General features: G+C 61.4%; 30 protein-coding genes. 8 read left to right on the top strand and 22 right to left on the bottom strand.

Annotated features, from left to right (window positions below; genetic code table 11):
- The first annotated feature begins 130 nt into the window (after nt 1-130).
- The 5 genes from NKG60_RS26925 (at nt 131) to fghA (ending at nt 5,507) form a co-directional block, all read left to right on the top strand.
- A complete protein-coding gene (locus NKG60_RS26925; RefSeq protein ID WP_502912337.1) occupies nt 131-892 on the top strand; it encodes an alanine racemase in 762 nt (253 codons plus the stop codon).
- 55 nt (nt 893-947) lie between these two features.
- Entirely contained in the window at nt 948-2,222 is a 1,275-nt protein-coding gene (locus NKG60_RS26920; protein ID WP_352665704.1) for an NAD(P)/FAD-dependent oxidoreductase, read from the top strand.
- Entirely contained in the window at nt 2,219-3,673 is a 1,455-nt protein-coding gene (locus NKG60_RS26915; protein WP_352976022.1) for an aldehyde dehydrogenase family protein, read from the top strand. Before NKG60_RS26920 ends, NKG60_RS26915 begins: the two co-directional genes overlap by 4 nt.
- Before the next feature lie 270 nt (nt 3,674-3,943).
- Nucleotides 3,944-4,162: a hypothetical protein gene (locus NKG60_RS26910; protein WP_352665701.1), complete on the top strand. Its 219-nt coding sequence runs from the start codon at nt 3,944-3,946 to the stop codon at nt 4,160-4,162.
- A 493-nt stretch (nt 4,163-4,655) separates the two neighbouring features.
- Complete coding sequence (gene fghA, locus NKG60_RS26905; protein ID WP_352665700.1) at nt 4,656-5,507, top strand: S-formylglutathione hydrolase; 852 nt, start codon at nt 4,656-4,658, stop codon at nt 5,505-5,507.
- Between the two features lie 22 nt (nt 5,508-5,529).
- Here fghA and pqqE read toward each other — a convergent pair whose 3' ends face one another.
- From pqqE to NKG60_RS26865, 8 genes are all read right to left on the bottom strand, one after another.
- Nucleotides 5,530-6,651: a pyrroloquinoline quinone biosynthesis protein PqqE gene (pqqE, locus tag NKG60_RS26900; RefSeq protein WP_352665699.1), complete on the bottom strand. Its 1,122-nt coding sequence runs from the start codon at nt 6,649-6,651 to the stop codon at nt 5,530-5,532.
- A complete protein-coding gene (pqqD, locus tag NKG60_RS26895; protein ID WP_352665698.1) occupies nt 6,648-6,944 on the bottom strand; it encodes a pyrroloquinoline quinone biosynthesis peptide chaperone PqqD in 297 nt (98 codons plus the stop codon). Before pqqD ends, pqqE begins: the two co-directional genes overlap by 4 nt.
- The gene (gene pqqC, locus NKG60_RS26890; protein ID WP_352665697.1) at nt 6,941-7,699 is read right to left on the bottom strand and encodes a pyrroloquinoline-quinone synthase PqqC; all 759 of its coding nucleotides are present in this window, start codon (nt 7,697-7,699) and stop codon (nt 6,941-6,943) included. Before pqqC ends, pqqD begins: the two co-directional genes overlap by 4 nt.
- Nucleotides 7,696-8,634: a pyrroloquinoline quinone biosynthesis protein PqqB gene (gene pqqB, locus NKG60_RS26885; RefSeq protein ID WP_352665696.1), complete on the bottom strand. Its 939-nt coding sequence runs from the start codon at nt 8,632-8,634 to the stop codon at nt 7,696-7,698. Before pqqB ends, pqqC begins: the two co-directional genes overlap by 4 nt.
- A 414-nt stretch (nt 8,635-9,048) precedes the next feature.
- The gene (locus NKG60_RS26880) at nt 9,049-9,615 is read right to left on the bottom strand and encodes a PQQ-dependent catabolism-associated CXXCW motif protein (protein ID WP_352868626.1); all 567 of its coding nucleotides are present in this window, start codon (nt 9,613-9,615) and stop codon (nt 9,049-9,051) included.
- A gap of 27 nt (nt 9,616-9,642) precedes the next feature.
- Nucleotides 9,643-10,506 carry a substrate-binding domain-containing protein gene (locus NKG60_RS26875; protein ID WP_352665694.1) on the bottom strand — a complete coding sequence of 288 codons (864 nt, stop codon included), beginning with the start codon at nt 10,504-10,506 and terminating at the stop codon, nt 9,643-9,645.
- Nucleotide 10,507: 1 nt separating this feature from the next.
- Nucleotides 10,508-11,032, bottom strand: coding sequence for a c-type cytochrome, methanol metabolism-related (locus NKG60_RS26870; protein WP_023678824.1), 525 nt, complete (start codon nt 11,030-11,032; stop codon nt 10,508-10,510).
- Between the two features lie 153 nt (nt 11,033-11,185).
- The gene (locus tag NKG60_RS26865; RefSeq protein WP_352665693.1) at nt 11,186-13,087 is read right to left on the bottom strand and encodes a methanol/ethanol family PQQ-dependent dehydrogenase; all 1,902 of its coding nucleotides are present in this window, start codon (nt 13,085-13,087) and stop codon (nt 11,186-11,188) included.
- 69 nt (nt 13,088-13,156) lie between these two features.
- Here NKG60_RS26865 and NKG60_RS26860 point away from each other — a divergent pair, with 69 nt between their 5' ends.
- Nucleotides 13,157-13,429, top strand: coding sequence for a hypothetical protein (locus NKG60_RS26860; RefSeq protein WP_352976019.1), 273 nt, complete (start codon nt 13,157-13,159; stop codon nt 13,427-13,429).
- 331 nt (nt 13,430-13,760) lie between these two features.
- Nucleotides 13,761-14,114, top strand: a complete 354-nt coding sequence (locus tag NKG60_RS26855; protein ID WP_352665692.1) for a hypothetical protein — start codon at nt 13,761-13,763, stop codon at nt 14,112-14,114.
- Nucleotides 14,115-14,164: 50 nt separating this feature from the next.
- Here the strand turns inward: NKG60_RS26855 and NKG60_RS26850 are convergent, their stop codons facing one another.
- The 9 genes from NKG60_RS26850 to NKG60_RS26810 all read right to left on the bottom strand — a co-directional run bounded on the left by NKG60_RS26850 (nt 14,165) and on the right by NKG60_RS26810 (nt 19,032).
- Nucleotides 14,165-14,320: a thiosulfate oxidation carrier complex protein SoxZ gene (locus NKG60_RS26850; protein WP_352665804.1), complete on the bottom strand. Its 156-nt coding sequence runs from the start codon at nt 14,318-14,320 to the stop codon at nt 14,165-14,167.
- A gap of 43 nt (nt 14,321-14,363) precedes the next feature.
- On the bottom strand, nt 14,364-15,287 hold the full coding sequence (locus NKG60_RS26845) for a DUF899 family protein (RefSeq protein ID WP_352665691.1): 924 nt from the start codon (nt 15,285-15,287) through the stop codon (nt 14,364-14,366).
- Between the two features lie 194 nt (nt 15,288-15,481).
- Nucleotides 15,482-15,667 carry an MBL fold metallo-hydrolase gene (locus NKG60_RS26840; protein ID WP_352665690.1) on the bottom strand — a complete coding sequence of 62 codons (186 nt, stop codon included), beginning with the start codon at nt 15,665-15,667 and terminating at the stop codon, nt 15,482-15,484.
- Between the two features lies 1 nt (nt 15,668).
- Nucleotides 15,669-16,091, bottom strand: a complete 423-nt coding sequence (locus NKG60_RS26835) for an MBL fold metallo-hydrolase (protein ID WP_352665689.1) — start codon at nt 16,089-16,091, stop codon at nt 15,669-15,671.
- A 4-nt stretch (nt 16,092-16,095) separates the two neighbouring features.
- Entirely contained in the window at nt 16,096-16,254 is a 159-nt protein-coding gene (locus NKG60_RS26830) for a hypothetical protein (RefSeq protein WP_352665688.1), read from the bottom strand.
- A 35-nt stretch (nt 16,255-16,289) separates the two neighbouring features.
- Entirely contained in the window at nt 16,290-17,030 is a 741-nt protein-coding gene (locus NKG60_RS26825; RefSeq protein ID WP_352976026.1) for an ABC transporter ATP-binding protein, read from the bottom strand.
- Nucleotides 16,999-17,796 (bottom strand): ABC transporter permease, encoded by a 798-nt coding sequence (locus tag NKG60_RS26820; RefSeq protein WP_352976017.1) that lies wholly within the window; start codon nt 17,794-17,796, stop codon nt 16,999-17,001. The genes NKG60_RS26825 and NKG60_RS26820 overlap by 32 nt, the downstream gene beginning before the upstream one ends.
- The gene (locus NKG60_RS26815; RefSeq protein WP_352665685.1) at nt 17,793-18,779 is read right to left on the bottom strand and encodes an ABC transporter substrate-binding protein; all 987 of its coding nucleotides are present in this window, start codon (nt 18,777-18,779) and stop codon (nt 17,793-17,795) included. The genes NKG60_RS26820 and NKG60_RS26815 overlap by 4 nt, the downstream gene beginning before the upstream one ends.
- 43 nt (nt 18,780-18,822) lie before the next feature.
- On the bottom strand, nt 18,823-19,032 hold the full coding sequence (locus NKG60_RS26810; protein ID WP_352665684.1) for a hypothetical protein: 210 nt from the start codon (nt 19,030-19,032) through the stop codon (nt 18,823-18,825).
- A gap of 363 nt (nt 19,033-19,395) precedes the next feature.
- Here NKG60_RS26810 and NKG60_RS26805 point away from each other — a divergent pair, with 363 nt between their 5' ends.
- Entirely contained in the window at nt 19,396-19,776 is a 381-nt protein-coding gene (locus tag NKG60_RS26805; RefSeq protein ID WP_352665683.1) for a c-type cytochrome, read from the top strand.
- Nucleotides 19,777-19,839: 63 nt separating this feature from the next.
- Here the strand turns inward: NKG60_RS26805 and gph are convergent, their stop codons facing one another.
- From gph to NKG60_RS26780, 5 genes are all read right to left on the bottom strand, one after another.
- Entirely contained in the window at nt 19,840-20,541 is a 702-nt protein-coding gene (gene gph, locus NKG60_RS26800) for a phosphoglycolate phosphatase (protein WP_352665682.1), read from the bottom strand.
- Complete coding sequence (locus NKG60_RS26795) at nt 20,538-21,095, bottom strand: thioredoxin family protein (RefSeq protein ID WP_352665681.1); 558 nt, start codon at nt 21,093-21,095, stop codon at nt 20,538-20,540. Before NKG60_RS26795 ends, gph begins: the two co-directional genes overlap by 4 nt.
- Before the next feature lie 21 nt (nt 21,096-21,116).
- Nucleotides 21,117-21,803 carry a ribulose-phosphate 3-epimerase gene (gene rpe, locus NKG60_RS26790; protein ID WP_352665680.1) on the bottom strand — a complete coding sequence of 229 codons (687 nt, stop codon included), beginning with the start codon at nt 21,801-21,803 and terminating at the stop codon, nt 21,117-21,119.
- A 63-nt stretch (nt 21,804-21,866) separates the two neighbouring features.
- Nucleotides 21,867-22,805: a CbbX protein gene (cbbX, locus tag NKG60_RS26785; RefSeq protein ID WP_352665679.1), complete on the bottom strand. Its 939-nt coding sequence runs from the start codon at nt 22,803-22,805 to the stop codon at nt 21,867-21,869.
- A gap of 8 nt (nt 22,806-22,813) precedes the next feature.
- Nucleotides 22,814-23,248, bottom strand: coding sequence for a ribulose bisphosphate carboxylase small subunit (locus NKG60_RS26780; protein WP_023678835.1), 435 nt, complete (start codon nt 23,246-23,248; stop codon nt 22,814-22,816).
- Nucleotides 23,249-23,253 lie beyond the last annotated feature (5 nt).

The following is a 23,253-nucleotide window of genomic DNA, read 5'->3' as shown; positions in this document are numbered from 1 at the left end:
GTCTGTTCGCCCCGGGGGTGCGCGCCGGCGGTCTTGGGTGTGTGGGCCCCGCCCGGGTGTTTTTGTTTGTTGGGTGCCGTTTGCGGGGGCCGGGCCGCCGGCCGGGCCCCACGTCCGCGAAGCCACCGGTATGACGCCATCTGTTTTCATCGAACTGGACTGCGATGACCATCGCGGTGGCTTGAAGCCGGACGATCCCAAACTGCTCGAGGTGGCCAACAGGGTCGTCGAGAAGGGCGCTAATCTCGTCGGCGTCCTCGCCCATGCGGGCGAGTCCTATGCCTTGAGCACGCCCGATGCGCTGGTCAAAGCAGCCGAGAACGAGCGTTCGGCCAGCTTGCGCGCGGCGGAAACTTTGCGCGCTCACGGCCATGCCTGCCCGATCATCAGCCTCGGTTCGACGCCGACAGCGCATTTCGCCAGTAATCTTGATGGGGTCACGGAGCTGCGCGCTGGCGTCTACATGTTCTTCGACCTCGTCCAGCACGGCGTCGGGGTCTGTGCCATCGACGCCGTCGCGATTTCCGTGTTGGCCACGGTGATCGGGTCCAAGCCGAAAAAGGGATGGGTGCTGGTCGACGCAGGGTGGATGGCGCTTTCGCGCGACCGGGGAACCGCAAACCAGCAGATCGACCAGGGCTACGGCGTGGTCTGCGACGAAAAGGGGCGGGTGCTTGAAGATGTGATCGTTGCCCAGGCCAGCCAGGAACACGGTATCCTCGCCATTCGTGCCGGCTCTGGAAAGTCCATGCCCGAGCTGCCGCTCGGGTCTCGGGTCCGGATTCTGCCCAACCATGCGTGCGCGATGGCCGCCCAGCATGACTTCTACAGCGTCGTCAATGGGGACAGCCCCAAGATTGAAGCGCGTTGGGAGCGGATGCGCGGATGGTAGCGCGCGCAATTACGCCTGGGATGTTGCCCCACTCAAGTCAGCATTGGTGGTCAAAATGAAGCTTACCTCATACTGGCTGGATACGGCTCAGCCGTTCAATGAAGGGTCGTCCAAACCGCTCGAAGGCCACTACGACGTGGCGATCGTGGGCGGCGGCCTGACCGGCTCCTCCGCCGCGCTGGCCCTTGCCAAAAAGGGCGCCCGGGTTGCCCTATTGGAGGCCGAAACGATCGGCAACGCCGCGTCCGGCCGCAATGGCGGTATGTGCAACAACGGCTTTGCCCAGAACTATGCAATCATGGCTGGCAAGCACGGCAAGCCGGCTGCAAATGCACTCTACAAGGCTTTCGACGCCGGCGTCGATATGGTTGAGCGGTTGGTGCAGGAAGAAAAGATCGACTGCAGCTTCTCCCGCGTAGGCAAGCTCAAGCTTGCTGCCAAGCCCGAGCACTACGACATGCTGGCGCGCAGCCAGGAACTGCTGGCTGCCAATGTCGACCCCGACACCAGGATGATCGCGCGCGAGGACCTGCGAACCGAAGTCGGCACCAACCGCTACCATGGCGGGCTGCTCTTTCCCAAGAGCGCAGGCATGCATGTCGGCCGGTTCGTCCGTGGCCTCGCGACCGCCGCTGCTCGGCGTGGCGCCGAGGTCCATGAACGCTCGCCCGTCATGGCGATGCGCAAGGTTTCAGGCGGGCATGAGGTAACGACGCCAAAGGGCAAGATCGTCGCGCGGCAGGTCCTGTTGGCGAGCGGCATTTCCCAGGTCGGTCCGCTGAGATGGATCCGCCGCCGCATCGTGCCGGTCGGTGCCTTCCTCATCGTGACGCAACCGCTGTCGCCTGCGCAGATCGAGCGTCTCATGCCGACCCGTCGCAATGTCGTCGATACGCGCAACCTCGTTGTCTACTGGCGGCTCACGCCGGACAATCGCCTTCTGTTCGGCGGGAGGGCGCGCTTTGCCGTGTCCAACCCTCAATCCGACGAAAAAAGCGGCCGGATACTCAAGGCGGCGATGGTCGAGGTCTTTCCGGAACTGACCGGCACCCGCATCGACTACTGCTGGGGCGGCATGGTCGATATGACACGCGATCGCCTGCCGCGCGCCGGAGAGCGCGATGGCATCTATTACTCTATGGGCTATAGCGGACACGGGACCCAGATGTCGACGTTGATGGGCACCATCATGGCCGACGTCATGGACGGGCACCCCGAGCTCAATCCCTGGAAGGATTTCGACTGGCCAGCGATCCCCGGTTATTTCGGGCGCCCCTGGTTCCTGCCGATTCTCGGCGCCTATTACCGCATGAAGGACCTTGTAGGGTGATGACGCCCTTCGAACACCTGGCCCGCAACGGCCACCTGCACAAGTTCTTCATCGACAGTCAATGGGTTGAGCCGAGCGGCACCGCGACAGGCGTCGTCGTCAACCCCGCCACAGAAGAGGTTGTGAGCCAGTTTCCGCTTGGAAATGACGAGGACGTTGACGCGGCCGTTGTAGCGGCTCGCCGGGCATTCGCCACCTGGAGCCGGACCACGCCAGAAGATCGCGCGGGTCTGCTCGATCGCCTGCAAGCGCTGCTCGAGGCGCGCGGCGAACTGCTGGCTCAATGCCTGAGCCTCGAAATGGGCGCGGCGATCGGCTATGCGCGTAGCGCCCAGGTGCCGCTGGCGATCACGCATGTTAAGGTCGCTCGCGATGTGCTGACAACCTTTCCCTTCGTCAAGCAGCGGGGGCAAACCGCCGTCACCCACGAACCGATCGGTGTCTGCGCCTTGATCACCCCGTGGAACTGGCCACTTTACCAGATCACCGCCAAGGTTTCGCCGGCGCTCGCTGCAGGCTGCACGATCGTGCTGAAGCCGAGTGAGCTTTCTCCGCTGGACGCCCTGCTGTTCGCCGAAGCGATTGAGGAAGCCGGCTTCCCTGCCGGGGTTTTCAACCTCCTGCAAGGCGATGGTCCAGGCGTGGGTATGGGTCTCGCCTCCCATCCGGATGTCGACATGATCTCCATTACCGGGTCCACCCGCGCGGGCATTGCGGTGGCCCAGGCGGCAGCGACCACGGTCAAGCGTGTCGCGCAGGAGCTCGGCGGCAAGTCGCCGAACGTGATCCTGCCGGACGCAGATCTCGATCGCGCCGTTTCTCTGGGCGTAGCCGCAGCGTTCCGCAATCTCGGCCAGTCATGCAGCGCACCGACGCGCATGATCGCGCCACGCGCACTGCTCTCCGAGATCGAGGAAATCGGCAAAAGGGCCGCAGCCCAGATCGTCATTGGCGATCCGCTTTGCGAAGCCACAACTCATGGTGCAATCGCAAACCGTGCCCAATTCGACCGCATCCAAGCCATGATCGGCGTCGGCATTTCCGAGGGCGCCAGGCTCCTCACCGGCGGACCGGGCCGTGCGCACGATCTGAAAGTCGGGTTCTATGTGAAGCCGACCATCTTTTCCGACGTACATACGAGCATGCGTATTGCCCAGGAAGAGGTCTTCGGGCCCGTTCTCTGCATCATCCCCTACGACACAATCGAGGAGGCCGTCACCATCGCCAACGACACGGTCTACGGTCTGGGGGCCCATGTGCAGGGCGAGGATATGGACGCCGTCAGGGACGTGGCCTCGCGGATCCGCTCCGGTCAGGTGCATATCAACTACCCGGCCTGGGATCCGCACGCCCCGTTTGGCGGTTTCAAGCAGTCTGGAAACGGACGCGAATATGGGATCGAGGGCATGTTGGAGTATCTCGAGGTCAAATCCATCCTCGGCTATTTCTAGGCGACATCTTCGCCAAGTGCAGAGCGCGCCCGTCGGCCGAGCCCAGCTCCTGGACCGGGCTCACATACGAACCCGGCAATTGTCATGGCTCCGCAGCGTGCGGGCAATCTGCTGAGAAACCCGGTCGAGGCCCTTGGTCGATCCAGAATGCCGTCGCAATTAGAGATGTTTGGCCGTCACGGTCCAGGCGATCTGTACGTTTCGTACAACGAATTGAATACAACCGTGGAGAGACTACCATCGCCCTGGGCCGCATACGGGGAGGGTTGGATGAGTAAGGTGCAGAGGGTCAGTCCGGTAGTAGAGCAAGCAATCGCCGCAGTCCTCAATAGGGAGGACCGTGGTGACACCATCTCGATCACAGCGACATTAAACGCCGCGCGACAAGCTGCCCCTCATCTCGTCGCATCCGACGAAGAGCTAACCGAGGCGATCGTCGAGGCAGCAACTGCCCTGGGCCTGTCCGTTGCTTTCGACCGTGGGGAATAGCCGTCGGCTCACAGGGGTGGCTAAATCGGAACGTTGGTGTCATGCGTTGGGTGCCCCTCCGATGTTGCTGCATCTCAACGGGGCATCGCTGCGAGTTGGCAGGTGAACTCTTGCATCGGCAGCGAGTGTTGTCGCGCTGTCGCCGATAGTCCGCCAGAGCCGCGTCGAAGCGGCTGTCGCCGCTGAAACCATGGCAAGTGCATTTGCGCAGAGTTCGGTGTCCCGGAAGGCATCGCCGATCCCCTGCGCACTGCGTCCTTGCTGTAGCCAGCATCGCCAACGGGCGCCCGGCCTGGGCCCGTACGGTTGCGAAAGACGTTGGGCAACGCAGCGCCAGCGAATGGCGTCTCGTTGCCAAAACGGTCGGCCAAGGCAGGTCATCCCCGACTGCGATCAAGAACCCTGCGCGCCAGCCGGTCCACCAAGGTTGCCGCGATCGCCCTCGATGTCGTAGAGCCTACGATCGGCGGTTAAAATTGGTGGAGAAGAATATATGCCAGAGCACCCGAAACTCGTCTCTACTGCCAAGTCGCATGGCGGCGCCCAGCATGTTTACTCTCATCTCTCGACGAGCTGCTCGTGCGAAATGACGTTTGCCATTTTCGTGCCTCCGCAGGCACGGGAAAGCCGTTGCCCGGTGGTGTGGTACCTCTCCGGGCTCACCTGCACCCATGCCAATGTAATGGAAAAAGGCGAATACAGACGTATTGCCGCCGACCTTGGCTTGATCGTTGTCTGTCCCGATACCAGCCCGCGTCGTGCCGACATTCCGGATGAAAAGGACAATTGGCAGTTCGGCAGCGGCGCCGGTTTCTACCTCGACGCGACGCAAGAGCCGTATGCTAAGAACTATCGCATGTATTCCTATATCGTCGAGGAGCTGCCCGCCGTGATCGGGCGCGAATTTCCCGCCGATATGGCACGCCAGTCGATCTTCGGCCATTCGATGGGCGGGCATGGCGCGCTGACGATCGCACTGAAAAATCCCGCGCGTTTCAGAAGTTGCTCGGCGTTTGCGCCGATCGTGCAGCCAAGCACAGCCGGCTGGTCGAAGCCGGCTTTCGAAAAGTATCTCGGCCTGGATGAGGCCTCGTGGCGGCGCTACGATGCCACTTCGCTTATTGAGGATGGAAACCGTTTCCCGGAATTCCTGGTCGATCAGGGAACGTCAGACGGTTTCCTCCAGGAGGGCCTCAGGCCTTGGCTGCTCGAAGACGCCTGCTCCAAGGCAGGCATTCCGTTGAAATTGCGGATGCAGGACGAATACGATCACTCCTATTTTTTCATTTCGACCTTCATGCATGACCATATGACGTGGCATGCCGAACGGCTTTCACGAGCCTAAGGACAGAGGAATAGATCGGCAGTCAGGCGGGCTCGGTGACGACGCCGATACGCCGGTAGACGAATGGTTCGTCCTTCGAAGGAACCGTCGCAGCGCGCTGGGCTTCCTCGATCAGCATTGCCATGCGCGCATGGATCGGCGATTTAGCGCAAGCCGGGTCCGTCGCGGCGGCATCGCCGGCGATTGCCATCGCCTGGCAGCGACAGCCGCCCCAGTCGATCTCGCGCCGCTCACAGTTGCGGCAGGGCTCCTGCATCCAGTCCGTGCCTCGAAATGCATTAAATGCCGGGGAATCGGTCCAGATCGCGGCCAGGGTGCGTGATCCAAAACGCTCGAAGCCGAGCGACGGTATGGTCTGGGCGGCATGGCATGGCAGCACGGTGCCGTCCGGCGTCACCATGAAGGCGTCGCGCGCCCAGCCGCCCATGCACGGCTTGGGATAGATGGCGAAATAATCCGGCGTAACGAAGTCGATGTTCATGATGCCGGTGAGCCGTTCGCGCGCCGCCGCGACGATCTCCGCCTGGCGGTCGACGGCAGCACGCTCGGGCATCAGTTGATCGCGATTGGTCAGCGCCCAGCCGGCGTACTGCACGTTGGCGATCTCGAGACGCTCCGCACCCAGCGAAAGGGCCAGATCGATGAATTCCGGTACCTCCTCGATATTGTGGCGATGGATCGGCGCGTTGATGGTAAGCGGCAAGCCGGCCGCGCGAGCGCGGCGTGCCGTTTCCAGCTTCTTTTCATGGCTGCCCCTGTGGTTGCCGATGCGCTCGGTGGTCGCCGGCCGTGCGCCTTGAAAGCTCAGTTGCAGATGGTCGAGCCCGGCTTCGGCAAATGCCTCGATGCGGCCATCCGCAATGCCGACGCCGGCGGTGATCAGGTTGGTGTAGACGCCGCGCGCCGAAAGCCCGGCGATCAATTGCTCGAGATCGCGACGCAGCGTCGGTTCACCGCCGGAAAGATGCACCTGGAGAACGCCAAGGTCGGCCGCCTGCGAGAACAGGTCGAGCCAGCTCTGCGTGTCGAGTTCGCGATTGGCTTTCAGTAATTCGAGCGGATTGGAGCAATAGGGGCATTGCAGCGGGCAGCGATGCGTCAGTTCCGCCAGCATGCCGATCGGGGGGAGATGGGGCTCGTTCATAGCTTCACCAGCAGCTTGTCCGACCATTCCTGCAGGAAGGCGACGACGTCGGCCGCCACAGCCTCCTGTTCGGCATCATAATCTGCGGCAAGGCCGGCAATGATGTGGCCGACCGTGGACCGCCCATCGCAGCGGCGCAATATGTCGAGGCTGATGTCGTTTGGCCAGAACACCTTTTCGGGCGAAAGCACGGCGAACGCCTGGCGCACGGGGTCATACTGTATGCGCACGTGCCTCGGCAGCGATGGAACCGACTGCGGCGACACCATGGCTCTTTCGCGCAGTGCCATCATTGGGCTGCCTCCGGACGGAAGGCGCCGGGCGGGATATTGCCCGGCTCGCCATAGGCGTGTTGAAGCGCGTCGAGCATGGCCCAGAGTATATCGCATTTGAACACCAGTGCATCGATCACCTGCTGCTGGCGTTCCGCCGTGTCGGCATGTTCGAGCACATAGGCGAGCGCGAAGTCGGCGTCGCGTGAGGCCTGTTCGGGCCGTCGGCTGAAATAGGCCAGCGTGTCCTCGGTGATATAATCGTATCTGGCCAGCATCGCGGGTACCCGCTCGCCGATGATGAGCGGCGAGAACATCTCGGTCAGCGACGACGCGACGGCCTCCAGCAGGGTCCGGTTCGTGCAAAAGGAGAGGTAAGCGCCAACCGCAAAACGTGTCGTCGGCAGGGCCAGCCTCTCGCTCTTCACTGCGTCGGCATCGAGACCGAGCGAGGTCGCCAGGTGCAACCAGCGCGCAATACCGCCGCTCCAGCCGTCCTCGCCGTCATGATCCTCGATGCGTTTGCGCCAGGCGGCGCGAAACGCCGGATCCTCGGCATGAGCGAGTATCATGGCGTCCTTGCGCGGAATGACAGCCTGATAGCAATAGCGGTTCAGCGCCCAGGCCTGCATCTCGGTCCTCGACAGCGCACCGCTGGTCATCCTGTGATGGAAAGGATGGCGGTTGTGATAGCGCTCGGCACCGACCTGCCGCAGCACGGCTTCGAGCTCGCTGGAGGACAGGCCTTTCTTGGCCGCGTCGTGGAAATCACTCACAGTTCCATCTCCATCCCGTCGCAGGCCACTTCCCAGCCAGCCGCTTCGACTGCTGCATGCTCGGCAGAATTCTCGTCCAGAACAGGATTGGTGTTGTTGATGTGGACAAAGACACGGCGGCCGATCCTCACATCGGCCAAGCCGGCGATCGACCCCGCACCTCCCGACATTGCCAGATGCCCCATGCGCGCACCGGTCTTTTGGCCGACGCCGGCAGCAATCATCTCGTCGTCGGTGAAGACCGTGCCGTCGAACAGAAGACATGCGGCATCGGTTAGACGCGTGCGCAGGGTCGCATCGATGCGGGCGCAGCCGGGGATGTAGAATACGGAGCCGCGACTGCCGGCACTGGCGATACGGACCCCGATCGTGTCGCCGGCATCGGAGCTGAAATTGGCATCCGGCTGGCCTTTTTCTTCGAGATATAGGGCTATTTTCCCGGGCACGGGAAAGCTCTCGACAGCTACGCCGGTGTCGTGGCCGTCTGCATCGCAGATCGCCAGCTCTTTCGCCGGCGGCAAGATGCGTCGCGGCACGAGCGCCGGATCGAGGACATTGAAAATCGAATTCGCCTCCAGCGTCGCCAGAACCTGTGTCGTTGCATAGATAGCGAAAGGCTGCCGCTCACGCAGGCTGAGCAGGCCGGCGACATGATCGACATCGGCATTGGTCAGCACCACCGCGCGAATAGGCGTGGAGCGCAGCGGCGCATCATGCGCAGGCTGCAATTCAGGCGTCGCCGCGATCTGCTGGCGAAGGTCGGGCGAGGCGTTGAACAGAACCCAGCCAAGTCCATCCGCCGACACGGCGACACTCGATTGGGTTCGTGGATGCACGCCAGCTACCCCGGTGCGAGCCGCACGGCTCAGACGATAATTGCAGTTCCATTGCGGAAAGCCACCGCCGGCAGCCGATCCGATGATTCTCAAGCGCATGAAAACGCCCGCCCCGCGGCTTCGCTGACCAGCAGCCAATTTGCAGCCGCAAAAAACAGCTCGCCCGCTTTGCGCGCCTCAAACTCTTTCACGAAAATCCCATGCGGCAAGGGGATGCGTGCCCCTGTTGCCAGGGACACGCACCTCTGCGGCCTACTTCTTGGGAGTAATTTCAGCAGGCAGATACCGCGAAATTTCAAAGCCCGCAGCAACCTGGCACATGGTCGGTTTTGTCCAGCTCTTCTTCATAACATTTCTCCTCTTCTACCAGCCCGAAGGGCCGATGCTGTCGTTAGTCAACCACTGCAGGGCACCGAAGCAATGGCTCGTCCATCAGGTTTCAAAATGGACAAATGAATCAATAGGTTTTAAAAAGTCAAAAAATGAAATCGAAAGTAGCTGTGGTCTCTTTCTTCAATTGTTCATCGCGTAGGGTTTCTTCTCCTCCAGCGGAAGACTTGCACGTACCCAGCCATCCGCGCCGAGCGGATGCCAGATCACTGAACTGTAGCCCCACTCGACTGCCCGTTTCGCGGCATTCCACGACATCCAGCAATTCGTCATGCAATAGAACAGAATCGCGCGCGATTTGTCGGTGGCCGCGGCTGCGAGGCCTTGGCGAAAGTAGCTGGCGGTCTCTTCCGAAATAGCGCCGTATCCCGCGTTGGCCAGCCATATGCTGCCTGGAATGTCCTTTCTGACCTTGTCTCTCCATATCGTTCCAGCCGGCAGAGTGGTCGGCTTCGGCGTGTTCGGCATCACGTCGAAGAAGACGGCCTTTTTCCCTCGCCACAGCGCTTCCGCCTCTTCCGTGGTCACCACTGTCGCACCCTGCAGCATGTCCGGCACGGGTGCCCGGTATTCGTCCGGCCGGTAGCCAGCGGGCTCGTCAACCCCGCCTGCCCATGCCGGCTCCGTAATGCCCAGGAGGCCCATCATGAGCAGCAAAACCGCTTCCTTTCCTCTCATCGCCTGCCACATTTCTGGCCTCTGCCGGGCCCGTCCCAACTATTGTGTGATCGGATTGTCATGCTCGTCGATCAGCGGCACGTTGTAGCTGAGCAGGATCTTGATGATCTCCGCCTGGTTTTCCCTGATTACCCGGTTGAGCGTCCGCTTCCATTCCTGGTCGGACGGGCGTACGCCCATGGTGATGCGATAAGACATGCGCGAGCCGGTTTTTTCTTTCAGCAGCGGAACGATCGTGACGTCGGCTCCGAGTTCCCTGGCATAGTAGCCCGCCATCGGGCCCCACAGGACCGCCGCGTCGATCTTGCCGGCGAGCATGTCCTTGATCATGACCTCCCCCATGGAAGGGGTGACGCGCGTATCCACCGCCAGCGGGTAGATCTTGGCGGTCCGCAGAAGCTTGTTGGCGGCCATGTTGGCGGTTGGCGGCGTGCTTTCGACGACGCCGATTCTCTTGCCGGAAAGTTTCGGGTCTTCGATCGTCTCGACGCCTTCCATGCCGTTGCCTTTCGGGTAGACGAGCACATAGGCGGAGCGGTAGTAGGCATTGGTGTTCTGCACCAGTTCATCACCCTGGGCGTAGCCCATGATGATGTCGCATCGGTTGGCCCCAAGCGTGTTGCGCACAAAGCCGGTGACAGTGGGAAACCACGTGTAAGCGACTGATTTTCGCCCGGTCTTCTTGGCAACCAGTTCGGCCAGCTTGTTTTCGAAGCCTTGGCCGTTCTTGTCGGTAAAGGGCATGTTCGAGGGATCGGCGCAGACGCGCAGAATGTCGGGATCAACCAGTTCGCCCGCAGCGCCAAGCCCGGCATTTTGTGCCAGAACGTTCGACGGCAGCAAGGCGAGCGCGCCGAGGATCGACAGAACGACGCGCAGCTTCGATGCAGTGCAGCCGGTCATATCATCCACCCATGCAGGATGCTTCGGCATCCTTGGCTGCCTGGGCCTTGTTTTCGTGCTTGGGCGGCCTGCCGCGGGGTGCCGCGCCATCGGCGCGCGCGCGCAGATAGACGTAGAGATCGTCCAGGTAACAATAGACGTTCTTGTTGTCGCCAAAGGCAGGCATGACATTCTCCTTGCCGCCGCCGACATTCTTGCGGCCCTCGGCGACGATCGACAGGAACGTGGCGTAATCCATGTTCTTCAGGCTGTTGGCCAGAGCAGGCGCATAGCTCGAACCTGTGGCGTCCTGTCCGTGACAGACATGGCAATCTGAGTGATACCGGCGGTACCCGCTGAAGGTGTACCAATCGACGGTTCCGTTTTCGATCTTGTAGGTCGGATTTCCGTCCGCATCTAAATATTTGCCTCCTTCTTGCTTCACCGCCTTGGCTTTCTCCATGCTGTCTTCGGCCCGTACCAGACTTGAGCTGGCCAGAGGCAGCAGGACCAGGGCGAGAGCGGAAACTGCAATGCGAACGATCATTCAGACTCTTCCTTCGTTTGCCAGAAACCCTGGCTGCCGTCGTGCAGCGGCATTGATCGGAGTTGGGTGCGCGGCGCAATCGAGAGCCCGGTTCCCGGCTTCGGGGGCCCGGGCTCTCGTTTTCGAACCTAGTCGTTAGGCTCTTCCCGTTAATCAGTCCGGGAGGCCGAAGACGGTGAGCTGGCCGCCCAGCGTCGTATAGTCGGCAAGTGCCGCATAACCGCCGACGGCACCCAGACCAGCGGTTCCAACGACCGCGGCCTGATCGCCCTGCGCACGGCCCTGATCAACGGCGCCATGCCAGGCGGCGGCGTTATCGGGCGAAAGCAGCCCGCCTGCCAGACCGATACCGGCCCATCCACCGACGCCGGACAGAACGGCGATGTACTGCTTGCCGTCATGCTCGTAGGTTGTGATGTTGCCGATGATGCCGGATGGGGTCTTGAACTTGTAGAGCTCCTTGCCGTCCTTATCGACCGCCTTGATGTAGCCTTCGAGGGTACCGTAGAAGACGACGTCGCCATCTGTCGCCAATGCGCCCGACCACACCGAGAACTGCTCGGGCTTCGACCAGACGATCTCACCCTTGGCTGCATCCCAGGCAATGAAGTTGCCCATGTTCCCGTCACCGCCAGGCGCCGCATACATCGACACGGTGGCGCCTACATAGGGCTGACCGGCGGTGTAGCTCACTTTGTAAGGCTCATAGTCCATGCAGACATGGTTGGTCGGCACGTAGAACAATCCGGTCTTCGGCGAGTAGGCGGCCGGCTGCTGGTCCTTGGTTCCAAGCGCGGCCGGGCAGATACCGGTCGAGTTGGTGTCTTCGCCGTTCTGCTGGGTCGAATACTTGGCGACGACCTGCGGGCGGCCATACTGGTCGCTCTTGGGATCCATGTTGACTTCCGTCGCCCAGTTCACTGCCGGATCGTATTTTTTGGCGACGAGAAGTTCGCCGGTGGCGCGATCCATTGTGTAGGCAAAGCCGTTGCGGTCGAAATGCACCAGCACGTCGTGCTTGGCTCCGTTGACCTCCATGCCATCGACGAGAATCATCTCGTTGATGCCGTCATAGTCCCACTCATCATGCGGGGTCATTTGGTAGAGCCATTTGGCAACACCAGTGTCCGCATCGCGAGCCATGATTGTCATAGACCAGCGGTTGTCACCTGGGCGCTGGACCGGGTTCCACGTCGAGGGATTGCCGGTGCCGTAATAGACCAGGTTCAGCTTGGGATCATAGGAATACCATCCCCATGTCGTGCCGCCGCCCGTCTTCCACTGTTCGCCTTCCCAGGTGTTCGTGCCGGAATCCTTTCCGACAGGCTTGCCGAGATGGGTCGTCTTCTCGGGATCGAGAAGGGTGTCTGCATCAGGACCTTCCGAATAGGCTTTCCAGGCGAGCTTGCCGTCTTTCAGATTGTAGGCGGCCAGCCAGCCGCGAACACCGAATTCAGCACCGGAGACGCCCACGAGCACCTTGTCCTTGATGACTACGGGTGCCGACGTGCCGGATTCGCCCTTTCCGCCGTCGGTCTGGTCGCCGTTCTTGACAGACCAGACGACCTTGCCGGTCTTGGCATCGAGCGCGACGACGGTGGTGTCGGCCTGGTTGAGAATGATCTTGCCGTCACCATAGGCAACACCACGATTGACCGTGTCGCAGCACATGATCGGAATGACGTTCGAGTCCTGCTTGGGCTCGTATTTCCACAGGATCTTGCCGTCGTTCTTGAGGTCCAGAGCATAGACGTTGTTTGGGAAAGGCGTGTGGACATACATCACATCGCCGATGACCAGCGGCCCGCCTTCGTGACCGCGCAGCACGCCGGTGGAAAAGCTCCATTTGACCTGCAGGTTCTTCACATTGTCGGCAGTGATCTGGTTGAGTTTGGAATAGCGGGTGTTGGCGTAGTCACCCGTCTGCATCGCCCAGTTCTTCGCATCCGATGCGAGCTTTATAAGGTCTTCATTGGCCGAAGCCGTATAGGCAGCGCCGAGCGATAAAAACGCCGCGGTCGTCAGAATGTAAGTAGTTTTCGCAAGTACACGCATCCAAAATCCTCCCGGGTTCACAGTGAAGAATCGACCGTCAAGCCCCACAAGGGCTTGCCCAAGCAATTCATGTTGGGAAGTTATTTTCCGGCAGCTGTCACGACCTACCCCGAAGCAGAGGGCACCGTTACCGCCCGCCCCCCTTGGTCTTCGAAAGACTGCCGCCGCTCCCTGATAACGGTGGCGCTCTTGAAGCCGGAAACAAGAAAAAACTATGTCATCGTAAAAGACCAGGCAAGCAAAAACCTACAATGGATCGTTGCGCTGCAATATCGATATGCTGCACCGCAATATTTAGAAACAATTAAAATAAGCACCGTTTCAAGAACTAAAAAGAGGTGACCGCACAGCCGCGATGTATATAGCAACCATATTGTTCCCGTATTCTCGAGGTGATACACATTTGACTTTATTTCGATATATTCTACGGGGCGCCTCCGAGTAAGTATGCGTGCGTCTCGCTGGTTGCCGGATAGTGAGCGAAGCATGAAATGAACGCGTGAGGGAGGGTGCGCAGCGGGTCATGAAGCTGGCTCTTGTCGGTCGATAGGGCATTCCTCCTTTGGTCCTATACGCAGGCCATTGGAGCTTGACGGGCTTTGCGGCACGTCGCCAATTGGAGCGATGATCCCTTCTGGATGCATGGTGTCCGGGCCAAAACTGGAGGTTCCCCATGATAAGGTCTGTTGGATCTCTCACCCTGCCGGTGGCCTTTGCGACCACGCTGGCCTTTGCGAACTCGGCCAACGCCGCGGGAGACTACCCGACGGCAACGATTGCCGACTACGTGCTCGGCTGCATGCAAACAAATGGCCAGACACGCCAGGCGCTTGAAAGCTGTTCCTGCTCGATCGACGTTATCGCCTCGATCCTTCCTTACGATCACTATGAGAGGGCGGAGACCTTCAAAAGCATGTCGTTGACGACAGGGGAGGCGGCAGGGTTGTTTCGCGAAAGCGCGCCAGCGAAGGCGGCGCGCACGGAACTGAAACGCGCGCAGGCTGAAGCCGACGTACGTTGCTTTTAGTCAGGCGGAACAGGCACGCGTGGCCGGTGCGCCTCACAGTCTCGCCGTTTCTATCGGCCAATGGCCGCGAAATACCTTGCCATCCGTGTCGCCTCGACACGGATTTCGCCTTTGCCGTGCGCGGTGAAAGCGAACCGGAAATTGGGATCCTCCGAGATAGATATTCCGCCCTCCATCGAGAGAATCGGCTGATCGCCTTGAGAGATCGACAGTTCGTGGATGAAGTGCGCGGGAATGAAATACCGGGTGTCACCGCTTTGGCACGAACTCGAGCAATGGCGCGTACGGCGGCCCGACCAGCGGCGGATAGCGGCGGTAGGTGTTGTAGACCGCTCCGTCCTCCATCGCGAAGACGCTCCACCCTGCGCTCACCGACACGGCCGACTGGAGGTCCGGCGCACCCACATCGTCCCGGTAATCCTGCAGCCATTGCGGGGCCTCGCGGAGCAGCTGCCCCATGTCGAACTCGTCGCGGGCGATTCCGGACATCTCCTCCCGGCGGAATGCGAAGCCGTAGTCGAACAGGAAGTCGTCGCCGTAGCCCGACACGTAGGGCATCGTCCACCCGCGCTGTGTCTTAGTTGCCATCAGCTTCTCCAGCGGCGCCAGCGACATCGCGATGAGTGTCACGTCGCGGCCGTTCACGTGCGTGATCATGCCGCCCAGCCCATCGCCGACCGAGGCGCACCCCGGGCACGCCGTCTTCCAGTCCTCTCCGTACATTAGGTGATAAATGAGGAGCTGCGAGCGGCCATCGAACAGCTGCGGCAAGGACTTTGGCCCTTCCTCGGTGGCGAAGGCGTAGTGCTTCTCGACCGGCACCCAGGGCAACTCTCGCCGTTGCTCAGTCACGCGCCGTTCGTGCGCCGCCAGCTCCTGCTCGGCCGCCAGCAGCTCCTTGCGGGCAGCCTGCCACTCCTGCTCAGTCGCGACCTTCATCCGACCTCCTATGTTCGACCTAATCCTTGTTGAAATGGCGCCGGAGCGGAAACCCATCAGCCCCGCGAACTCGACGGCCTCCGCGACCTGTCTTAGTCGCACCACAGACACGGCAAGCGGACGGTAGCCTGGCTCGCCCGGCGGGCACAAGTAGCCCGCGACGGAACGCGCGTCGAAGCGATCGTAGCGCAGCAGACGACGGCCGGTCAATTTGCGAACGGCGACCCCCAGCATTGTCGTTGTCGCTTATTCCCATTCGAGCTCGGCATAAGCCGCTGTCGCGTTGCACTCGTTGTAGTCGTCGAACAGATGCCAATTGCCGCGTTCGCTTTGGCCGGCGGTCTTGATGGCCTCGCTGAGCGGCAACCCTTCCGCGATCGCCTTTCGAATATCGCGCGGCAGGATGTCGAAATAGCGCCGCTCCGCCGTCAGCGCCTCCGGCCAGCCGCCGGCGCCGGGCCGAGACTCGGCACGGCGCGCGCGGCGGCGATCGCGGCGAGCGCGTCCATCTGGCGGAGCCAGCCGAGCAGTGATCCGTCGAGCGTCGGCAAGGAACCTACGAACACGAGATCGCCGGCAAACAGCGTACCGGTCGCGCTGTCGAAAATGGTCAAATCATTGGCGGTGTGAGCCGCCTTCCATGCCTGCTTCGAGCGTGCGTTCTCCGAGGTCGAGATGCAGGCGATCCTTGACCAGCATTGTCGGAGACACGGTCTCGATCCCTTTCATGAGCGCGCCGCCGATCTGTTCGCGAAAGCTTTGCAGGCAGAACGCGCCGCGCGCCTCGGGAGCGCGCGGCAGATTGTGATGGCCGACGATGGTCGCGCCGATCTCCCGAAACGCAGCGTTGCCAAAGACGTGGTCTGGGTGCGCGTGAGTGTTGATCAGGTAGCGAACCGGCTTGGCGGTTATTTTCCCGACCGCGGCGGTAAAGGCGTGCGCCTCGATCGGGCTGCCGCCGCTGTCGATGACGGCAACGGCGTCAGTCCCGACGACGACGCCCAGGTTCGAGATCGCGCCCTGGTTGGCGGCGCTCATCAATTCATCCACGCCCTGGAAAAACAAAGACGTTGTCGGCGACTTTCCTGACCTTGAAGGCTGTCGGCAGGGGCGAAGGCGGCCCGCCCGACAGCATCGCGGCGCTGGCCGCGGTACAGGCGAAGCCGTTCACGAGCTTGCGTCGTACCCTGTCGATCGACATGTCTTTTCCGATATGCATTCCGAACGGCAAGGCGATCAGCCCACGCCCGGAAATTCTTGCTGGAATGATCGCAAAAGGTCGCTCATCACCAGTGGATTGCGATGCTGTCGCGGCACTCTTACGTCGAACATGCCGAGCACGTGGGCTGGGCGCTGCGCAAGCACGATGATGCGGTCCGACAGCATCAGTGCCTCGCGCAGATTGTGCGTTACCATCAAGGCAGTCCTGGGCCGCGCCGACCACACGGTCAAAAGCAATTGCCGAAGTCGCTCGGCGGTCTGTTCGTCGAGGGAGGCAAAGGGTTCGTCCAGGAAAAGCACCGCCGGTTCGGTGGCGAAGGCCCTGGCAAGCGCTGCCCTGCGCGCAAGGCCGAGCGAAAGCTCCGCCGGATAGAGCGAGCGCATGCCGGCGAGGCCGAGAGTGTCAAACAGCTCGTCGAGACTGTTCGCTCTTAGGCTTTTCGGCAGCGCCAGCCTGACATTCTGCTCCACCGTCCGCCATGGCAGCAAAGTAGGCTCCTGGAACACGGCGGCGATGCGGTTCGAGCCGCCTTGCGGCAGCTGGAAAGAGCCAGAAAAGTCTTTGTCCAGTCCAAGCAGGATGCGCAACGTCGTGGTCTTGCCGCAGCCCGACGGCCCAAACAGGCAAGCGAATTCGCCCTGCCGCACCTCGAAGGACAGACCCTCGAGTGCCGTGATCGACACGCCTTGCGCCGACCTGAAGGTCTTTTCGGCGATGTCGACCCTAAGCGGGACGGCGGCGCCAACGGGTTGCATGTCGTTCAATGGGCTGCACCAGGAGAAGTTCGATGACAAGCATCACCGCCACGAAAGCCAGCGTGTAGGCAAGAATGGCGGCGACGTCGAAGAGCTGGAAATAAAGATAGATCTGGAAGCCGACGCCATTGGAGCGGCCGAGCAGTTCGACCACCAGGACGATCTTCCATATGAGGGCGATGCCGGACCGCGAGGCCGCAGCAAAATAGGGCTGCAGTTGCGGCAGCAGGACATGGCGGATGCGCTCGAGCGGGGCGAAGCGGTAGACGGCGGCCATTTCGGCATAACGCGGATCAAACGCCCTCGCGCCTTCGCGCATTGTCACCACGACGTTCGGGATCTTGTTGACGGCAACTGCGCCAATCGCCGCCGCCTCGTTGAGGCCGAACCAGATATAGGCGAGCGCGATGACCACCAGCGCGGGAATGTTGAGAAACAGGACCACCCACGGACTGAAGAACCGGTCCGCACCGCGGTAGCTCCCGAGGATGACGCCGATGAGGGAGCCGATAATCATTGCGACGACGTACGCCGCAGCAACCCGTCCGAGCGTGGCGCCAAGATGATAAAAAAGGTCGCCGCTCGCCGCTTCCCTGAGCAGCACCTGCCAGACCTGCCCTGGTGAGGGGAAGGCACGGCTTTGCCACAGATGGGCCGCGAGGCCCCACAACAGGCAAAGTCCGAGCAGGGAAACCGTTACCGTCAGCGCTGGCGTTAGCGGCGACGCAAAGCCGGATCGACCCGACTTGTCTTCCGTTGCGGTCATTTCGCGAGTTCCGCCCAGAACGTGCCGGGCGCCATCTCGGGCGCCCTGCCAACCAGCTTCTCGCCGCCTATCGCGGCCAGCACGTGATAGAGTTTACCCGCATCGACCGCTTCTTCGGCGACCGGCCGTCTTGGGATGCCCTGGCGATAGCGGTCGCGCAGTTTTTCCAACTCCTTGCCTTCTGCGCGAATGAGTGGCGCCAGGCGCAGCCATTCATCATCGGACCTGCCCAGCAAGTCCTTGGCCTGCATGGATGCCTTGACGAAGCCCCGGGCGGCATCCGGATTGTCGTTCGCCCATTGGTCATGGAAGACATAACCGAGTGCCGATACGGGGCCCGAGGCACCAAGCGCTTTCGTCGCGTCATCCGCGCCGATCAGCCGACGAAAGCCGTTGGCCTCGAGCCGGGCGCAGAAATGCCAGAAATTGAGCACGGCATCGAGTTCGCCTTGCATCGCCTTTTCGGAAATCAGCGGCGGCGCACCAAAGACGACGTCGCAGGCTGTCGGCAGGTCGAGGCCGTGATCGCGTCTGGCCAACGCCTGGACCAGTAGCCAGCTCTTGTCGAGCGGGCCGCCGGCGACACCGATTTTCTTTTCCTTGAGGTCGGCCAGCGTCCGGATCGGCGATTCCTCCTTCACCATGATTGCCCCCACGGCGGTCGAATAAGGGGCCAATGTAAGGTCGCCGCCCTCGGAGCGCTGGCGCGAGACCCACAGCCAGTCGGTCACGATTATGTCGATCGCGCCGGCCAGCAGCGCGACGTTGGTCGCATCCTCCCCGGCGAAGTAGACAATTTCCAGATCGATCCTGTTGGCCTCGTCGAGCTTGTGGCGTTTCAGCGTATCGAGTTCCCAGCTCACGGTGCCGAACTTCAGGACACCAATTCGGACCTTGGCTGCCGCAAAGACGGCAAACGGCTTTGAGGCGAGGATGGCCCCCACAGCGGCCAAGCGCAGCATCATGCGCCGCGAAATCATCATGGCGTCTCCTCTTTCAGGGTCGTCGACGAACCAGGAATGTCGATCAAATCGCTCGTTCCTTGCTCGGAACGGCACATTTCCAGCGCACGACCTTGAGACTTGGATGTTCCTGAGACCATTTTGCGATCTCGGCGGGCGCCAGGAACATGCATTGGAACAGAGAGCCGCGGCTCCCGAAATAGAGGTGTTCATCTCGGCAATTGCCCGGATTGGTGCTCAGGCACACCGTTAATATGAGATCGACCATATCCATTTGGCACCTATCGTCGCCTGTGCAGCGATCTCTCCAGAGTTCGTGCTTTGGAGTTTCATCGGATTTCCTGAAGGTGCCCAAACAGGAAACGGGTTGGAGTGAGGCTACGCGTTCGGCCAATAGGCGTCAATGATGTGGGACTGCGTGTCGCTACACACTTCCCTTCGCGCAGTCGGGAAACGAAACAGGACCTTTGTACGATTGACTTCTTTCATCGGCAGTCTAGCTTTTCGAGGCGTGCAGGTGCTGCCAGTCCGGGGAGGAAGGACGAATAGTTCGCTCTCCCGCGTAAAAACGGATGCCGGCAAGGCATCGACACGCGTAAAGTGTCCAGGGCACTCACACGATCAATGAGGAAATGCCATGCGCGCAGTCGCATTTTTCGCCGCCGTGTCCGTCGCCACCTTTGTCACTACCCAGTCTCAGGCACAGGATGCCGCGGCGGGTGAGAAGGTCTTCGCCAAATGCAAGATCTGCCACGTCGCCGACAAGGACCAGAACAAGGTCGGTCCGTCCTTGAACGGTGTCATCGGCCGAACGGCCGGGACGCATCCGGGGTTCAGCTATTCCAAGGCCATGACCGAGGCCGGAAAATCCGGCGTTAAATGGGACGAAGCCACGCTGACGACCTACCTTCACGATCCCAAGGCGATGGTCAAAGGAACGAAGATGGCGTTTTCCGGCCTCAAGAAAGACGAGGACATCGCCAACGTCATTGCCTACCTGAAGCAATTCTCGAAATAACGCGGTACCGCCGACCAATTGGACTGCGCCCGGCCGGCGTTGCCCTGGGCTTTGCGCTCGAGGTCACGCAGCGTCTTGCAGCCTCTGCATCGCGGACGGGATATCGAACAGGCTGTCGCAAACGAGGTCGGCGCAAAGCTCTTCAACGGGAATTTGGCTGTATCCTCCACGCAGCAGAATGACTGCCATCCCGGCGGCACGTGCGGCGGCCACGTCGGCGCCGCTGTCTCCGACCATCAGCGTGTCACGAGGTTCGACCTGAAGCTGGTCGAGGGCCAGCAACAGCGCGTCTGGGGCCGGTTTCAAGTATGTCACCGCGTCTCCGCCGACGATCGCGCCGAGATATTCCGTCAGCCCAAAATGCAAAAGGATTTCGCGAGCCGCCAACTGCGGCTTGTTGGTCACCACGCCCATGGCTATTCCGCTCAAGTGGAAGTGCGTGAGAACCTCCCTGACGCCAGGCATCAGCCTCGTGCGGCCGGTCAGATGCCTGCGATAGATCGGCGCCATGACGCGGTTGGCCTCATCGAGCGTGCTACCGAGGAGCGGCGTGCCGGAAGCCGCGAAGGCTCGTTCGACCAGTTTCCTGATGCCGCCGCCGATCATGGCCTTGACCTGATCCAGCCGCAGCGGCGGCAGATCGCGGTCGGCCAGCAATTCGTTGACGGCGGCCGCTATATCAGGCGCCGAATCGACCAGTGTGCCGTCCAGATCGAACAGGATCGCCTTGGGCGAGCGAAACGGCCTGCCTGCGCCGACGTTCATGCAGCATCCTTCCACTTGATCGAACAGCCGATCGAAGCGATCTGGTCGAGCGGTCCGTCGCCGGTTCGGGCAACCTGCTTCATCGCCTCGAACAGGTCGCGCCTCAGCCCGGGCAATGCGGCGTCGCGTCGCGACGCGTCCAGCCGGCCGCGATATTGCAGCGTCAACTCGCTGTTGAGCCCGAAGAAATCCGGGGTGCAAACGGCTCCGTAGGCACGCGCCACCGTCTGGTGCTCATCGTGGAGATAGGGGAAAGTGAAGCCGTTCGTCCTGGCGAAGAGCTTCATATTGTCGAAGGAATCATCCGGATAAGCCCCGGCATCGTTTGAGTTGATCGCGACAAAGCCGATGCCTTCGGCCTTGAGGTCGTTGGCGTCGCGCACCATGCGCGAAATCACCGCTTTCACATAGGGGCAGTGATTGCAGATGAAGGCCAGCACCAGCCCGTTCGGGCCGGCATGGCTGAAGATCGAATGCGATTTGCCGTCGACGCCGGGCAAAACGGCGTCGATGGCTCGCCAGCCGAAATCGCAGACAGGTGGGGTTGCCGCCATATTTGCCCTCCGATGAGACGATTATGCAGCTTTCCGGATCGCCCCGTCGGCCGCCTGCCTGATGGTGCCGATATTGGCGCGATAGGCAGCCTCGGTGCCACCCCTAAAGATGGCAGAGCCGGCGACCAGCACATTGGCGCCGGCCGCGGTGACCAGCGGAGCGGTTTCGGGCGTGACGCCGCCGTCGATCTCTATGTCGATCGGACGATGGCCGACTAGGGCCTTGACCCGCCTGACCTTGTCAACGACCGCCGCAATGAAGGCCTGGCCGCCGAAGCCCGGATTAACCGTCATCAGAAGCACCAGATCGAGCCGGTCGAGCACATATTCGATGACGCTTTCTGGCGTCGAGGGGTTCAGCGAAACGCCGGCCTTCTTGCCGAGGTTTCTGATTGCCTGCAGCGAACGGTCGAGATGCGGTCCGGCCTCGGCATGCACCGTGATGATGTCGCAGCCGGCATCGGCGAAGGCGCCGAGATAGGCGTCGGCCGGCGCGATCATCAGGTGGCAGTCGAAGACCTTGTCCGTTCGATTACGGATCGCCTTGATCACCGGCGGACCGAAGGTGATGTTGGGCACGAAATGGCCATCCATCACATCGAGATGGATCCAATCGGCACCCGCCCGGACGACCGCTTCCACCTCGTCGCCGAGCCGCGAGAAGTCCGCAGATAGCACCGAGGGCGCAATGATTGTCTTGGTATCCATGATCGTCGGCTCCCATTCTGTCGTCCGTTTCCGGTCGCTGCACACACAACCGGCGTCGTCTTGTCAGCGCACCTTCGTCTCCGGTTCGCCTTCGAGCTTACCTTCCGCGAATACGCGGCTGCCGCGAATGTCGGATTCCTCGATGGTGATAAGGTCGGTTTTCGTCAACGCCCGGTCGCGCGATGCGAAAAGCCGGCTGGCCTGGCGAAGCCGGGCCCGGTCGAGGCTATTGCGGACCGAGCGGGCGTTGGAGAAATGCGGCAGCCGCATGCGGATCGGGAGATACTCGTCGAGCGCCTTAGCCGCCGCTTCGCTGAGACGGTAATTCTGTTGCGCCAGCATGATCTCGGCGATGGATTTGAGTTCGCTGACGCCGTAGTCCGGAAAATCGAGGTGATGGGCGAGGCGCGAGCGCATGCCGGGATTGCTGTCGAAGAAGCGGTCCATCTTGTCCTTGTAGCCGGCAAGAATCACAACCAGATCGTCGCGGTTGTTTTCCATGCATTGCAGCAGGATTTCGATCGATTCCTGGCCGTAGTCGCGTTCGTTCTCGGGCTTGTAGAGATAGTAGGCCTCGTCGATGAAAAGCACCCCGCCCATGGCGCGCTTGATCACGTCGCGGGTTTTGGGCGCGGTGTGGCCCACATACTGGCCGACGAGATCGTCGCGCGTCACCGCGACCATGTGGCCTTCGCGGACATAGCCGAGACGATGCAGGATTTCTGCCATTCTCAGCGCCACGGTGGTTTTTCCGGTGCCGGGATTGCCCGTAAAGTTCATGTGGAGCGTCGGCGCGCCCGAGGTCAGGCCGAACCTGCGGCGAAGTCGGTCGACCAGGAGCAGCGCCGCGATCTCGCGGATGCGGGTCTTGATGGGCTTCAGGCCAACGAGTTCGCGGTCGAGCTTGTCCATCACCTCATCGATGCTGGATGCCTCGAACTCGGCCTGCAGATCAACCGATTCGTCCTGCGCGGCAGCGCCCTTTGCTATCGCGTCCAGCATGGTGTCGCCTAGCTCCGCTCGCCTTCGGGCCTGTCGGTCGCATAAGGCACGATCGAATAGCCCTGGCTGCGGCCGTCACGCTCTTGGCGCAGCAGCCGGAACCCGGGTTCATTAGGTGGCCGGTTGACGATGAATGACATGCGCGGCGCTTCCCAGCCCTTGGTCGAATCGAAGGCGGTGACCCGGACATACATGTTGGGCATGGCTTTCCGGCAATTGTTGACTTCAAGCAGGATGCCCGCCGGGTCCCTCAGGTCGAACATCGGGTTGCCGTACATTTCCCAATAGGTGTTTCGCGGATGCGGATCGTCGGTGTATTCGACGCTGACCGCCCAGTGGTTCTTCAGCGCGTATTTGATCTGCGCCGAAATCTGCTCATCGGTCAGTTCGGGCAGGAACGAAAACTGTCCCTGCGTGACCTTGTTTCCCGGATTGGTCATCATGGCGA

The organism is Mesorhizobium sp. M1428, from assembly GCF_040317515.1.
Classification (GTDB): Bacteria; Pseudomonadota; Alphaproteobacteria; order Rhizobiales; family Rhizobiaceae; genus Mesorhizobium.
The sequence above is the reverse complement of the archived record's forward strand: the minus strand, read 5'-3'. Positions and strand labels throughout refer to the sequence as shown.